14 protein-coding genes are annotated in these 12,753 nt (G+C 54.6%); 10 read left to right on the forward strand and 4 right to left on the reverse strand.

Features of this window, described 5'->3' with window-relative positions:
- Positions 1 to 132: 132 nt before the first annotated feature.
- Positions 133 to 795: a heme exporter protein CcmB gene (locus tag WJU22_RS27010; protein WP_341841237.1), complete on the reverse strand. Its 663-nt coding sequence runs from the start codon at positions 793 to 795 to the stop codon at positions 133 to 135.
- Between the two features lie 72 nt (positions 796 to 867).
- Here WJU22_RS27010 and accC point away from each other — a divergent pair, with 72 nt between their 5' ends.
- Positions 868 to 2,358, forward strand: a complete 1,491-nt coding sequence (gene accC, locus WJU22_RS27015) for an acetyl-CoA carboxylase biotin carboxylase subunit (protein WP_341841238.1) — start codon at positions 868 to 870, stop codon at positions 2,356 to 2,358.
- An 82-nt stretch (positions 2,359 to 2,440) separates the two neighbouring features.
- Positions 2,441 to 2,965 (forward strand): GtrA family protein, encoded by a 525-nt coding sequence (locus WJU22_RS27020; RefSeq protein ID WP_341841239.1) that lies wholly within the window; start codon positions 2,441 to 2,443, stop codon positions 2,963 to 2,965.
- Here WJU22_RS27020 and WJU22_RS27025 read toward each other — a convergent pair.
- Positions 2,941 to 3,516 carry a thymidine kinase gene (locus WJU22_RS27025; RefSeq protein ID WP_341841240.1) on the reverse strand — a complete coding sequence of 192 codons (576 nt, stop codon included), beginning with the start codon at positions 3,514 to 3,516 and terminating at the stop codon, positions 2,941 to 2,943. The genes WJU22_RS27020 and WJU22_RS27025 overlap by 25 nt on opposite strands.
- Positions 3,517 to 3,631: 115 nt before the next feature.
- Here WJU22_RS27025 and WJU22_RS27030 point away from each other — a divergent pair, with 115 nt between their 5' ends.
- Positions 3,632 to 4,468, forward strand: a complete 837-nt coding sequence (locus WJU22_RS27030; protein WP_341841241.1) for a hypothetical protein — start codon at positions 3,632 to 3,634, stop codon at positions 4,466 to 4,468.
- Here WJU22_RS27030 and WJU22_RS27035 read toward each other — a convergent pair.
- Entirely contained in the window at positions 4,438 to 5,691 is a 1,254-nt protein-coding gene (locus WJU22_RS27035) for a 3-deoxy-D-manno-octulosonic acid transferase (RefSeq protein WP_341841242.1), read from the reverse strand. The genes WJU22_RS27030 and WJU22_RS27035 overlap by 31 nt on opposite strands.
- 104 nt (positions 5,692 to 5,795) lie before the next feature.
- Here WJU22_RS27035 and WJU22_RS27040 point away from each other — a divergent pair, with 104 nt between their 5' ends.
- The 6 genes from WJU22_RS27040 to rfbD are packed head-to-tail and all read left to right on the forward strand — an operon-like array spanning position 5,796 to position 11,696.
- Entirely contained in the window at positions 5,796 to 6,923 is a 1,128-nt protein-coding gene (locus WJU22_RS27040; RefSeq protein WP_341841243.1) for a DegT/DnrJ/EryC1/StrS family aminotransferase, read from the forward strand.
- A 6-nt stretch (positions 6,924 to 6,929) separates the two neighbouring features.
- Positions 6,930 to 8,261: a UDP-glucose/GDP-mannose dehydrogenase family protein gene (locus WJU22_RS27045; protein ID WP_341841244.1), complete on the forward strand. Its 1,332-nt coding sequence runs from the start codon at positions 6,930 to 6,932 to the stop codon at positions 8,259 to 8,261.
- A complete protein-coding gene (locus WJU22_RS27050; protein ID WP_341841245.1) occupies positions 8,258 to 9,205 on the forward strand; it encodes a UDP-glucuronic acid decarboxylase family protein in 948 nt (315 codons plus the stop codon). Before WJU22_RS27045 ends, WJU22_RS27050 begins: the two co-directional genes overlap by 4 nt.
- 15 nt (positions 9,206 to 9,220) lie before the next feature.
- Entirely contained in the window at positions 9,221 to 10,276 is a 1,056-nt protein-coding gene (rfbB, locus tag WJU22_RS27055) for a dTDP-glucose 4,6-dehydratase (protein WP_341841246.1), read from the forward strand.
- Entirely contained in the window at positions 10,276 to 10,836 is a 561-nt protein-coding gene (gene rfbC, locus WJU22_RS27060) for a dTDP-4-dehydrorhamnose 3,5-epimerase (RefSeq protein WP_341841247.1), read from the forward strand. The genes rfbB and rfbC overlap by 1 nt, the downstream gene beginning before the upstream one ends.
- An 11-nt stretch (positions 10,837 to 10,847) precedes the next feature.
- The gene (rfbD, locus tag WJU22_RS27065) at positions 10,848 to 11,696 is read left to right on the forward strand and encodes a dTDP-4-dehydrorhamnose reductase (protein ID WP_341841248.1); all 849 of its coding nucleotides are present in this window, start codon (positions 10,848 to 10,850) and stop codon (positions 11,694 to 11,696) included.
- Between the two features lie 4 nt (positions 11,697 to 11,700).
- On the opposite strand, the gene WJU22_RS27070 is transcribed toward rfbD, so the two are convergent.
- Positions 11,701 to 12,297: an ABC transporter ATP-binding protein gene (locus WJU22_RS27070; RefSeq protein ID WP_341841249.1), complete on the reverse strand. Its 597-nt coding sequence runs from the start codon at positions 12,295 to 12,297 to the stop codon at positions 11,701 to 11,703.
- Positions 12,298 to 12,450: 153 nt separating this feature from the next.
- Between WJU22_RS27070 and WJU22_RS27075 the strand changes: the two genes are divergently transcribed.
- Positions 12,451 to 12,672, forward strand: coding sequence for a DUF2795 domain-containing protein (locus WJU22_RS27075; RefSeq protein WP_012794455.1), 222 nt, complete (start codon positions 12,451 to 12,453; stop codon positions 12,670 to 12,672).
- The last annotated feature ends 81 nt before the right edge of the window (positions 12,673 to 12,753 follow it).

Here is a 12,753-nt window from a genome sequence, read left to right on the forward strand (position 1 = left end):
CAAATTGAAATATTGGGGGCAAACCTACACGATTCTCCGCTAACGGCAAAGCAAATTGCGGATTTTGATGAACCTGCAAAGCATCCGTTCCGCATTGAATAATCCGCACCCCGGAAGGTATTTTGTTAAAAATTATTCTTTCCAGAGGAAGGGGAAGAGGATGAGCGCCAGCGCCACCACCAGCAGGTCCATCCCCGCCAGCATGAGGAACATCCCCCCCAGCCCCGGCTGCACCACCGGCGAAAACGCGCTCTGGGAAACGTTGCTGAGCAAAATCAGGATGGGCATGATCAGTGGGAAACCCATGATCGCCATCAGCGCCGCATTCTGGCTCGCCTGCGCCGCAATGGCCGCCAGCATGGTAAACAGCAGGCTCAGGCTCACTCCGCCCAGGAGCACCACCCCCAGGAAATACCAGGGCTTCACCAGGGGGTTGCCCAGGAACATCATGCAGCAAAGCAGCGTCACCGCGCTGAACAACAGCATCAGCAACACATTGTAAATCAGCTTCGCCGCGATGAAATAACGGGGGTGTACCAACGAATAAAAGTACAACAGCCGCCCCCGGCTCTCCTGCAAAAAACTCTTCGCCACCGCATTCACGCACACAAACAACTGCACCACCCAGAACAACGCATTCCACATCCGCTCCTCCGGCTCCCGCACCATCAGATTGATGACGAACACCGTCGAGAAAACATACAGGAGTATGCCGAAAAGAGCGTGGCGCTGGCGCCATTCGAGCAGCACATCCTTGCGGACCAGTGCGTAAATCTGGGAAATGGGACTTTTCACAAAGGCAAAGATAACTTTGATCCGCCAATTTGAAATCCATTAACTTTAGCGTTTTATCGCAATGCCAAGCATATGAAGAAAATCGTTGTCGCCAACCGGGGAGAGATCGCACTGCGCGTCATGCGCTCTGCCCGCGAGATGGGAATCGCTACCGTAGCCGTTTATTCTGAAGCCGACCGTACCATGCCGTTCGTTCAATATGCAGACGAAGCCGTGTGCATCGGCCCCGCCCCTTCTTCGCAGAGCTATCTGCTGGGCGACCGGATCATCGAAGTAGCGAAATCCACCGGCGCCGACGCCATCCATCCCGGTTACGGCTTCCTCAGCGAAAACGCGAAATTCGCACAGGCCGTGGCCGACGCAGGGCTCATCTTCATCGGGCCTTCCGCTTCCAGCATTGAGACCATGGGCAGCAAACTCGCCGCCAAACAGGCCGCGCAGAAATTCGGCGTACCCATGGTGCCCGGCACCGAAACGCCCCTCACGAGCATCGACGAAGCAAGGGAAGTGGTCAAAAAAACCGGGTTCCCCATTCTTATCAAGGCCTCCGCAGGCGGCGGCGGCAAAGGCATGCGCGTGGTGGAAAAAGAAAGTGAACTGGAAGAACAGATCAGGCTGGCCAAAAGCGAAGCCCTCAGCGCCTTCGGCGACGATGCCGTTTTCATCGAAAAATATGTGGGATCGCCCCGGCATATCGAGATCCAGGTGTTGGGAGACCAGCACGGCAACGTGGTGTACCTCTTCGAAAGGGAATGCTCCATCCAGCGGCGGCACCAAAAACTGATCGAAGAAGCCCCCTCCTCCTGCCTCACCCCGGACATCCGCCAGGCCATGGGCCAGTGCGCGGTAGACGTGGCGCGCGCCTGTAATTATTATGGCGCAGGAACGGTGGAATTTCTCGTCGACGAAAAACTGAATTTCTATTTCCTCGAAATGAATACCCGCCTGCAGGTGGAACACCCCGTCACGGAAATGATCACGGGGCTCGACCTGGTGAAGGAACAAATCCGCGTAGCCCGCGGAGAAAAACTCCCTTTCGGGCAGAACGACTTGAAAATCAACGGTCACGCGATCGAGCTGCGGCTTTGCGCGGAAGATCCGGCCAATAACTTCCTCCCCGACACCGGCAGGCTGGAAACCTACATCCGGCCGCAGGGCCCCGGCGTGCGGGTTGACGATGGGTATGAAGCGGGGATGGACATCCCCATTTTCTACGACCCCATGATCTCCAAACTGATCGCCTGGGGGGCAGACCGGGAAGAAGCGCGCCTGCGGCTGATCCGCGCCATCGACGAATACCGGGTTACAGGTATTAAGACCACCTTGCCTTTCGGCCGGTGGGCATTGCAACAGACGCCGTTCATCGACGGGAATTTCGATACGAATTTCATCGGCCGTTATTTTACGCCACAGGCGCTCGACGCCTCGCCCGACGATGAAGCCGCCCGCGCAGCCGCCATCCTGGCCGCCGTTCTTTGGGAACAGCCCGCTGCGGCCCCATTACAGGTGAACGGCAGCGGGAAAGCCCCGTCGCGGTGGAAACAGCGGAGAAAAGCGCGTTGATCCGCGGCAAAAGGGATGTTAAAACCCGTATTCCGGCTGGAAGAATTCCTTTTTCGTTCGTAGCTTTGCCCCGTTTTTTACGATGAAGCAGTTGATTTTACATATCCTGGCCTTTTTCTACCGGCCATTCGCGAAGGTGATGCCCTTCCAGACCTTCCGTTACCTGGCATGCGGCGGGGGCAATACCGTGCTGGATATTTTCCTGTTTTTCGTTTTTTACAATTTCGTGCTGAAGAAAGAAGTGGTGCAATTGCCATTCATTGCGCTGAGCCCGCACATTGCGGCGGTGTTCATGGCTTTCCTGGTGAGCTTCCCGACAGGGTTCCTGTTAAATAAATACATCGTTTTCTCCGACTCCAATCTTCGCGGGCGGGTGCAGCTGGCCAGGTACTTTTTGCTGGTGGCGGTTTGCCTGTTGATGAATTACGTGCTGATGAAGCTTTTCGTGGACTACTGCGGCTTCTATCCCACCATCAGCAAAATCCTTACTACGGCCGTTGTCGTATGTTTCAGTTACATCACGCAGAAGAAATTCACGTTCAAGGTGAAAGTAGACCCCGAAAGCCTTGCGGAAACGGAGGCTCAGGCATCTTCTCCCAGCGCGTAACAATGACGGCACCGGGGCTCGTAGTGGTCCTTTTCACCCAGTAAAACCGTTTGCGATCCGACAGATTTCCGGTAGGAATGTGTCGCAATGTTACCGCATCGCACACAAATGGCATGTAGTTTGGTGATATAGTCGGCCTTTGCAAGCAAGGCAGGGATGGGCCCGAAAGGTTGCCCGCGGAAGTCCATATCAAGGCCCGCCACGATGACACGGATGCCCTGGAGCGCCAGCTGGTCGCACACATTGGGTAACTCGGCGTCAAAGAACTGGGCTTCGTCGATACCGACTACGTCTACCCCCTGCCCCAGCAGCAGGATTTGTTGCGAACTTTCGACGGGTGTGGAAAGGATACGCGATTCGTTGTGAGACACGATATGTTCATGATCGTACCGGACGTCCATCGCAGGTTTAAAAATCTCGACGGTCAGGTTAGCGATCTTCGCCCGTTTCAGCCGGCGGATCAGTTCTTCCGTTTTACCGGAAAACATCGATCCGCAAATCACTTCGATCCATCCTCTCCGGCCTCCTGTAAGCGAAGGTTCAATAAACATATTGTACTATTTTGATAAACAAGTGGTTAAAAAATTATAACTTAGTTGCAAATAAAATAATTTTTTGCGGACTACGTTATCATCACAGATTTACGGAACAAAATTCAATTAACGCATGGAAAAGATATATGCCTTAATTGACAAACTGCAGGAACTGAAGAACTCGGCCGGCAGTTTGCAATCCATGTCCTACTATACACAGTTGCTGCAGGCGGAGATCCTCCACCAGCGGAACCTTCAGAAACAACAGGAGCACGCTTCCCATGGTCACGTTGCAGTGATCATGCCGGCGCACGTCCATGTTGCGGAACATATCCCTGAACCGGTTCCCGCTCCCCCGCCTCCCGCACCTGTTCCCGCTGCACCTGCCGCGGTTGCGTCTCCCATTGCGGCGCCGTCTTCAAACGGCCATACCAATGGGTACGCGCCCGACCGTGTGCCGGTGAAACAGCCCACGCGCCCTTCGGAGAAACCCGCCGCCAGCGCCACTCTTTTCGATCCTCCCGCGCCAGCGCAGCCTGTACAACAACCCGTGCAACAGCCTGTCCAACAACAGCCTGTGCAGCCGCAACCCGTTCAGCAGCAGCCTGTTCCGGCGCCCGAAGGCAACGGCATCCGCCGCGATCTCAACGAGTTGGTAGGCAAGCCTGCCGCTTCGCTGAACGACCGCTTCAGCAGTAAAAACATGGAAGTGGGAGAAAAGATCGGCAATATGGGCGTGCCCGACCTGAAAAGCGCGATCGGGATCAACGATAAGTTCCAGTTCATGCAGGAACTTTTCCGCGGCGATAAAGACCATTACGAGCGTTCGGTGAAAACCATCAACGAATGCCAGTCGCTGCAGGAAGCGGAATACTGGATCGAACGGGAGCTGAAGATCAAGCTGGGATGGGACGAATCCGATGCCGTGGCGCAGCACTTCTACTCGCTCGTCAGGAAGCGTTTTTCCTGAATATAGCCCATGATTTTCCCGGTTGCCCCCTTGTGGTCTTCCACAAAGCGGGCGGCGATTTCCGCGCTCTGCCCATAATAAAATGGATCGTTGAGCGCCGTGATCGCTTTCGACAGCTCATCGGCGTCCTTCACCACGATCGCCCCTCTCAGCTGCACGAGCATCATGGCTTCGTGGAACTGGTGGAATACGGGCCCGATGATCACCGGCCGGCCGTAAGTTGCCGGTTCCAGGAGGTTATGAATCCCCGCTTTCCCGAATCCCCCGCCCACATAAGCGATGCGGCCGTACCGGTACAGGGCGGACAGCATCCCCACATTATCGATCACCAGCACATCTGGCTGGCGGCCGTTCAGCTCGGAGTAACGTACGGCGTCGGGGAAAAGTGACTGAATTTTATCGAGATGGGCGGCATGGATCTCATGCGGCGCCAGCACCAGCTGACGGCCTTCCTTTCCGCCGCCATACCACCATTTGGCCAGGGCTTCCTCATCCGCTTCCCAGGTACTGCCGGCCACGAGCACTTTTTCCACCCGCAGCGCCGCTTCGATAGCCGGCAACGTGACAGGGTGCTGGCGAAGCGCCCAGACCCGGTCGAACCGGGTATCTCCCGCCAACGTCACCTGCCGGATGCCGATGTTATGCAGCAGGGTGATGGAAGTTTCGTTCTGGACGAAGAGATGGTCCATTTTCCTGAGCAAACCCCTGAACATGCCGCCATATGGCTTGAAAAACAGCTGTTTATGCCGAAAAATCCCGGATATGAGCAGTACCGGTACCTGCCGGGCGTACAAGGCCTGCAGGAAATGGTACCAGAATTCGTATTTGATGAAAATAGCCAGTTGTGGGCGTACCTGGCCGAGGAACCGGGCTGCGTTGGCCGGGGTATCGAGCGGGAGATAGCAGATAAAATCCGCTCCCGGCCAGTTTTTGCGGACTTCATAGCCGGAAGGCGAAAAAAAGGTCAGCACGATGCGGTGATCGGGATATTCCGTTCGGAGGGCTTCCAGGATGGGCCTCCCCTGCTCGAATTCCCCCAGCGAGGCGGCGTGCACCCAAATAGCGGGTTTAGGGCTGGCCATGGCGGCTTCCAGTTCGGGCCAAAGCCGCTCCCGGCCTTCGATCCAGGCTTTCGCCTTTGCTTTTCCGGCCCTTGCGGCCAGTCCTACCGCAGCCCGGTACATCCGGATGCCCATGTTATACAGAAAAATCGATACGCCCACGTTATTGAACTTTAATCAGATAAAAACTATTTGCCCTGCAAAGATAGTCTCTGCAGCCTAACCCAAAATTTGTAAATTTGCCCTCTCATAAAAAGACATCGTTCATGGTCCCAATTCAGATGGTGGATTTAAAACGCCAATACAACAAAATCAAGCCCGAGGTAGACGCAGCCATGTTGGAAGTGCTGGACAGCGCCGCATTCATTAACGGAGCCCCCGTCCAGCAATTCGCGCAGGAACTGGGGCAATACCTGGGGACCAGGCATGTCATCCCCTGTGCCAACGGGACGGACGCCCTTCAGATCGCCATGATGGCGCTGGGGCTTCAGCCCGGAGACGAGGTGATCACCCCGTCGTTCACCTTCATCGCCACCGCCGAAGTGATTGCCCTGCTGCAGCTCAAACCGGTGTTCGTGGACATCGACCCCAAAACATACTGCATTGATCCCCAGGCGATTGAAAAGGCCATTACGCCGAAAACGAAAGCCATCGTGCCGGTACACCTTTACGGTCACAGCGCGGATATGGACAGCATCATGGAAATCGCCGAAAAGCACGGCCTTTACGTGATCGAAGATAACGCCCAGGCCATCGGTAGCGATTATACCTCGAAAAACGGCGTTACCAAAAAAGCCGGGACCTTCGGCCACATCGGCTGCACTTCCTTCTTCCCCAGCAAAAACCTGGGATGCTATGGCGACGGCGGCGCGCTCTTCACCGACGACGATGCCCTGGCCGCGAAGATCCGCATGGTAGCCAACCACGGCCAGTCTGCCCGTTATTACCACGACGTAGTAGGCGTCAACAGCCGGCTGGATACCCTGCAGGCCGTGGTGCTCCGCATCAAGCTGCAACAGCTCGACCAATACATTGCCGCGCGCCGCGAAGTGGCTGCCGCTTACGACAAGGCTTTCGCCGGCAACAAATACATCGTTACGCCCTTCCAGGCGCCTAACCAGGTGCACGTGTTCCACCAGTACACGCTCCAGATCGAAGGGAAAGACCGCAACGAACTGCAGGCCTTCCTCGCCGAGCAGAAAGTGCCGGCGATGATCTATTACCCCGTGCCCGGGCATCGCCAGAAAATGTTCGAAGGCATGACCGAAACCCATCAACACCTTCCTGTTACCGATACACTGACCTCCAAGGTCATCTCACTTCCCATTCATACAGAAATGGACGCAGACCAACTGAATCACATCATTGAATCCGTTCTTTCATTCTTAAAATGATCCCCCATGAAAATTACAGTGGTTGGCACCGGTTATGTTGGTCTTGTGACCGGCACCTGTTTTGCTGAAACGGGCAACAACGTTACCTGTGTCGACATCGATGCCGGCAAAGTGGCGAAACTCGCCGCCGGACAGATTACCATTTACGAGCCAGGTTTGGAAAAATTGTTCGAGCGCAATCTCAAGGAAGGCCGCCTGCAATTCACGACCCAACTGAAGGAAGGCGTGAGCGATGCCGACGTGATTTTCCTCGCGCTCCCCACCCCTCCGGGAGAAGACGGCTCCGCCGATCTTTCCTACATCCTGAAAGTTGCCGATCAACTGGGTTACATCCTGGAAGATTACAAAGTGATCGTCGACAAGAGCACGGTGCCGGTTGGTACGGCCGACAAGGTGCGCGAAGCCATCGCCAGGAACGCGAAAGTAGAATTCGACGTGGTGTCTAACCCCGAATTCCTCCGCGAAGGCGTGGCCGTGGAAGATTTCATGAAGCCCGACCGCGTAGTGATCGGGACATCTTCGGAAAAGGCCCGCAAGGTAATGGGCGAACTGTACGCGCCTTATGTTCGCCAGGGCAACCCGGTGATCTTCATGGACGAAAAATCGGCCGAGCTGACCAAGTACGCCGCCAACTCATTCCTCGCCACCAAGATCTCCTTCATGAACGAGATCGCCATTCTCTGCGAGCGCCTGGGCGCAGACGTAGACATGGTGCGCCGCGGTATCGGCAGCGACGACCGCATCGGCAAACGCTTCCTCTTCCCCGGCATCGGTTACGGCGGCAGCTGTTTCCCGAAAGACGTGCAGGCACTTGTAAAATCTTCGCAGGATGCAGATTATGATTTCCGCATCCTCAATGCCGTGATGGACGTGAACGAGCAACAGAAAGTGTTCCTCCTCCCCAAGATCGAAGCGTATTTCGACAACGATCTGAAAGGAAAGCATTTCGCGCTGTGGGGCCTTGCGTTCAAACCCAATACGGACGACATCCGCGAAGCACCCGCATTATACATCATCGACCGTTTGCTGGCGGCGGGCGCTTCCGTTTCCGCGTTCGACCCGGAAGCCATGAGCAACGTGAAACAGCTGATCGGCGACCGTATCCGTTACGTAGACCACCAATATGAAGCATTGGAAAATGCCGATGCGCTGATCATCGCCACCGAATGGAGCGTATTCCGTACGCCCGACTTCGACAAGATCCGTACCCATCTCAAAGATCAGGTTATCTTCGACGGCCGGAACCTGTTCGATGTTCCCAGGATGCAGGAACTCGGTTTCCATTATGAAAGTGTAGGTAGACAAGCCGTTACCCGTTTAAACTCTGTAGTAAAATGACAAAAAAACGTGTGCTCATCACAGGTGCGGCGGGGTTCCTCGGTTCCCACCTTTGTGATCGCTTCATCAAAGAAGGATTTCATGTGATCGGGATGGACAACCTCCTCACCGGCAATATCAAGAACATCGAACACCTTTTTCCATTAAAGGAATTCGAATATTTCCATCATGATGTGACCAAGTTCGTCCATGTACCCGGCGAACTGGATTACATCCTGCATTTCGCTTCACCCGCCAGTCCGATCGATTATCTGAAGATGCCGATCCAGACGCTGAAGGTGGGTTCCCTCGGTACGCATAACCTGCTGGGGCTGGCCAAGGAAAAGAACGCCCGCATCCTTGTGGCGTCTACTTCCGAAGTATATGGCGACCCTAACGTTCACCCGCAGCCCGAAGAATACTGGGGCAATGTGAACCCCGTGGGCCCGCGCGGCGTGTACGACGAAGCGAAACGCTTCATGGAATCCATCACCATGGCTTATCACAACTTCCATGGCGTGGATACCCGCATCATCCGCATCTTCAACACCTACGGCCCGCGCATGCGGCTCGATGACGGCCGCGCATTGCCGGCGTTCATGAGCCAGGCGCTTACCGGCCAGGACCTCACCGTTTTCGGCGACGGTTCGCAAACACGTTCCTTCTGCTACGTGGCCGACCTCGTGGAAGGGATTTTCCGCCTGTTGATGAGCGATTACCATATGCCCGTCAACATCGGCAACCCGGCAGAGATCACCCTGCTCGAATTCGCGGAAGAGATCATCAAACTGACCGGCACCAAACAGAAAATCGTATTCCAGCCGCTGCCGAAAGACGATCCGAAACAACGCAAGCCCGATATCACCAAGGCGAAAGCATTGCTCGGATGGGAACCGAAAGTAGACCGTGCGGAAGGATTGAAAATCACCTACGAGTATTTCAAACAGGCGCTCGGGAAAGCCTGAGCCAATAAACACCGTATGAAGAAAACCATTTTGATTACAGGGGGAGCCGGTTTTATCGGCTCCCATGTTGTAAGGCTTTTTGTTAACAAGTATCCATCGTACACCATCGTTAACGGGGATGCGCTGACATATGCCGGGAACCTGGAAAACCTGAACGATGTCCAGAATAAACCGAACTATGTTTTCGAGAAAATTGATATTACGGACGAGAACAGCGTTTATGCAGCTTTCGAAAAATATCAGTTTGACGGTGTGATCCACCTCGCTGCAGAAAGCCATGTAGACCGATCCATCCTCGATCCGCTGGCGTTTATCCGCACCAACGTGCTCGGTACCGCCGTGCTGCTGAACGCTGCGCGTAAATACTGGAAAGACGATATGGAAGGAAAACGCTTCTACCATGTGTCTACAGACGAAGTATACGGTTCCCTCGGCGAAGAAGGCTTCTTCACGGAAGAGACCGCCTACGATCCCCGTTCGCCCTACTCCGCGTCCAAAGCCAGTTCCGACCACTTCGTACGGGCATATCATCACACGTATCATCTCCCGGTGGTGTTGAGCAACTGTTCCAACAACTACGGCTCCCATCACTTCCCGGAAAAACTCATCCCGCTGGCCATTCACAATATCCGCAACAATAAGCCCATCCCCGTTTACGGGACCGGCGAAAACGTGCGCGACTGGTTGTTTGTGGACGATCATGCCCGCGCCATCGATACCATTTTCCATAACGGCGTAACCGGCGAAACATACAATATCGGCGGCTTCAACGAGTGGAAGAACATCGACCTCATCCGCCTGCTTTGCAAGATCATGGACAGCAAGCTGGGCCGCGAACCGGGTACTTCCGCGCAGCTGATCACTTTCGTGAAAGACCGTGCAGGCCACGATCAACGTTATGCGATAGACGCTACCAAGCTCAACAAAGAGCTGGGCTGGGCGCCGAGCCTGCAATTCGAGGAAGGACTGGAAAAAACGGTAGAATGGTACCTGGCCAACCAGGACTGGCTGGACCATGTGACCAGTGGCGCTTATAAAAAATATTACGAAGAACAATACCAACAACGATAATGCCATTAACCGCCACCGGCTTCCCCGGGCTGTATATTTTCGAACCCGTTGTGCATACCGATGCGCGCGGGTATTTTTTCGAAAGCTACAATGCCAACACGTTTCGGGAAGGAGGCCTGGACATCCAGTTCAGGCAAGACAACCAGGCGCGCTCCACTTATGGCGTATTACGCGGGTTGCATTACCAACTGGACCCATATTCCCAAACGAAGCTGATCCGCGTGCTGGAAGGCCGTATTTGGGACGTTGCGGTGGATATCCGCAAAGGGTCGCCCACATACGGACAAGTATATACCATCGAGCTTTCGGCTGAAAACAAAAAGCAATTGCTGATACCACAGGGGTTTGCACACGGTTATTCCGTGCTGAGCCCTACTGCTGAAGTGTTCTACAAATGCGATAATTTCTATCACAAGGCGAGCGAAGGCGGCATCCGGTACGACGATCCCTCGCTGAACATCGACTGGGGCTTCCCCCTGGCCGATGCCATCATTTCCGGGAAAGACGCGGAATTGCCATTGCTGGCAGATTGCCGGCATAATTTCACCTTCCAGCCTTAAAAAAAGACGCCATGAAAAAAATACTGGTAACCGGTGCCAAAGGTCAGCTAGGCCTGTCCATGCAAGCCGTTTCCTCCAAATTCCCCGATTTCCAGCTGGTGCTGACCGACCGTGAATCGCTCGACGTCACCGATGCCGACGCCATTACCGGATTCCTGGATAGCCAGGAGATCGACGGGGTGGTGAACTGTGCCGCCTATACGGCTGTTGACAAGGCGGAAACCGAAGAAGAAGCGGCTTTCCTGCTCAATTTCCAGGCGGCCCTGCTGCTTGCTGAAGCCGCCCAGGCGAAAGGTATCGCATTCATCCAGGTGTCTACCGATTACGTGTTCGACGGCCGTCAGAACCGCCCTTACACCGAAAGCGACGATGCCTCGCCCCAGAGCATTTACGGCGCGTCCAAGCTCCGTGGCGAAGCGGCGGTGCTGGGTTCCTATCCCAACGCCATCGTGGTGCGCACGTCGTGGCTGTATTCCCGCTATGGCGTGAATTTCGTGCTGCGCATGCAGGAGCTTATGAAGGAAAAGGAAAGCCTCAACATCGTGTTCGACCAGACCGGAACGCCTACCTATGCGCCCGACCTGGCGGAAGCTATCTTCACGATACTCTCCCACCCCGCCCCCGAAGGCGGCGTGTACCATTACAGCAATGAAGGTGTAGCCACCTGGTACGATTTCGCGGTAGCGATCCGCGAACTGACCGGCGCAGCCTGTAAAGTACAGCCCATCACCTCCGATCAATACCCTACACCGGCGCAACGCCCGGCTTACAGCGTATTGAACAAAGGCAAGATCAAGGCGGCTTTCGGACTGGAGATACCTTACTGGAAAGACAGTTTGGCAGTATGCCTGGGAAAATAGTCCGCTAAGCGACTATTTTCCCATCCTTCATGACGAGTTGCCGGTCGCTGAGCGTGGCCAGCTCCTCGTTATGGGTAACGATAATAAAAGTTTGACCGAACTGGTCGCGGAGCTGCAGAAAGAGTTGATGCAGCTCTTTCGCATTATGGGAGTCGAGGTTGCCGGTAGGCTCGTCTGCCATCACCACATCGGGTTTATTGATGAGGGCCCTGGCAACGGCCACGCGCTGCTGTTCGCCGCCGGATAGCTGCGTGGGGCGGTGATGGAGGCGGTCTTTGAGGCCGAGCGTTTCAAGCAGGTATTCCGCCCTTTCACGCACTTCGTTTTTGCGGGTGCCGGCGATAAAACCCGGGATACACACGTTTTCGAGGGCGCTGAATTCAGGCAGCAGGTGGTGGAACTGGAAAATGAAGCCGATATGGCGGTTCCTGAAATCTGCCAAGGCATCGCCTGCCAAATGGCTGGTTTGCACATCGTTAATGAAGATTTCCCCGCCGGAAGGCGCATCCAGCGTACCGAGGATATGCAGCAATGTGCTTTTCCCTGCGCCAGACGACCCTACGATCGTAACGATCTCCCCTTTACTGACAGAAATATCCACCCCCTCAAAACAGGCAGGTTGGAATAATTTTTGGTGACATTGCGAGCAACAAGCATAACCGAACGATAAATAACCGTTAAAATAGTAATAGTTGTTTATTTCAAATTAAATAATACTTTTGCGAAAATTTGGAAAAGTAAAAATTTATATACGATGTACTGGACCTTAGAACTAGCGTCGTACCTGGAGGATGCTCCATGGCCGGCCACAAAAGACGAGCTCATAGATTACGCCATCCGCTCCGGTGCACCCATCGAAGTTATCGAAAACCTTCAGGAACTGGAGGACGAAGGGGAAATTTATGAGGGCATTGAGGATATTTGGTCTGACTACCCGTCACAAGACGACTTCTTCTTCAACGAAGACGAATACTAAAAGACGCCGTATTCCTGCCCCATTGACATTCGCCCCTTAGCGTATGCCTATGCTGCAAAAAATTAAACCGTCCTGGTGAGC

Origin of the sequence: Chitinophaga caseinilytica (assembly GCF_038396765.1) — a bacterium.
Lineage (GTDB): Bacteria > Bacteroidota > Bacteroidia > Chitinophagales > Chitinophagaceae > Chitinophaga > Chitinophaga caseinilytica.